The sequence below is a fragment of the Beijerinckia sp. L45 genome (assembly GCF_009765775.1).
Classification (GTDB): domain Bacteria; phylum Pseudomonadota; class Alphaproteobacteria; order Rhizobiales; family Beijerinckiaceae; genus RH-AL1.
In genome coordinates this window covers 1-1491 of sequence record NZ_LMUU01000084.1, presented here as the reverse complement: position 1 = coordinate 1491, position 1491 = coordinate 1, and the positions used below count along the sequence as shown (strand labels likewise).

At 65.9% G+C, this 1491-nt stretch carries 1 pseudogene; it reads left to right on the top strand.

The features are described from left to right. Positions 1-1307, top strand: a pseudogene (locus tag GSQ79_RS29415) (OB-fold nucleic acid binding domain-containing protein); the annotation flags it as partial. Positions 1308-1491: the final 184 nt, after the last annotated feature.

Sequence of the window (1491 nt, the reverse complement as noted above, 5' to 3'; positions counted from 1 at the left end):
AGGTCGGGACGATCAGCACCTTCTTCACCAAGATGGTGCAGGGCATGATCGATCGGAACTACCCGGAAGAGTTCGCGACGCGCTGCTTCAAGCAGATCGAAGGTTTTGGAACCTACGGGTTTCCCGAAAGCCACGCGGCCTCCTTCGCCGGCCTCGTCTATGCCTCGTGCTGGATGAAATGCCGCTACCCCGACGTCTTCGCCTGCGCGCTTTTGAATGCCCAGCCGATGGGATTTTATGCTCCTGCTCAGATCGTGCGAGACGCGCGCGAGCACGGCGTGCCGGTCGCGGACGTCGACGTAAATTTTTCCGACTGGGATTCGATTCTGTTTGAACTCGAACCAGTCGAAAAGAGCCCCCATCCTGTGGAGGCCCGCCGGGGCCGTCTCGAAGGACGAGGGCAGTCCCCAGAAAGCGAGCCTCACGATCCCTCGTCCTTCGAGACGCAGGCTGCGCCTGCTCCTCAGGATGAGGGCGTTTTGGAGCCGGTTTCACAGTCCAATCCTCCTCCCCCTTGTGGGGAGGAGCCAGGGGTGGCCCAGTCTGCTTGCGCCTTCGACGTCGTCCGCCCCCACGTCCACGGCAGGCACGCCGACCGCGCCGCCGACATCTTTGGCACCCATGCGATCCGGCTCGGCTTTCGCCAGGTCTCCGGCCTCAGCGAACCCGACATGACCCGCCTCGTCGCAAAACGCGGCGCGGGCTACGATTCCATCCGCGACCTCTGGTTGCGTGCCGACCTCACGCCCGCCGTCCTGGAAAAGCTTGCCGAAGCCGACGCTTTCCGCTCGCTCGGGCTCGATCGCCGCGAGGCGCTGTGGATCGTCCGCGGCCTCAACAAATCAGGCGACAAGGACGACCTGCCACTGCTGAAGGCGCTGAGCTTCGTCGAGACCGAGCCGGAGGCGAACCTGCCGCCGATGCCGCTCGGCCAGCATGTCGTGGAGGATTACCGCCATCTGTCGCTGTCGCTGAAGGCGCATCCCGTCGCTTTCATGCGGGCGCAGCTGACCAAGCGCGGCGCACTGCGGGCGGAAGAGCTCGAAAACTATCCCGCCAATCGCCGCGTCACCGTGGCCGGCCTCGTGCTGGTGCGGCAGCGGCCGGGCTCGGCCAAGGGCACGGTGTTCCTGACGCTGGAGGACGAGACCGGCGTCGCCAATATCATCGTCTGGCCAAAGGTGTTCGAGGTGTTGCGGCCGGCCGTCATCGGCGGCCGGTTCATCGCCGTCACCGGCCGGCTGCAGCGCGAGGGCGACGTCGTGCATGTCGTCGCGGAAAAGGCCGAGGATCTGAGCCGCATGCTTGGCCTGCTGTCGACGCTCGGGCCGGACATGGTGTCGCTGGCGCGCGCGGACGAGATCAAGCGCCCGATCCTGCCGCCGCGCGAGCGCATCGCCGATCGCGCGACGGCGCCGCAACTGTTCGATTTCGCCGCGCAGGAGGAGATCACGGCCGTCCGGCAGGTCATGCCGAAGGGCCGTAATTTCC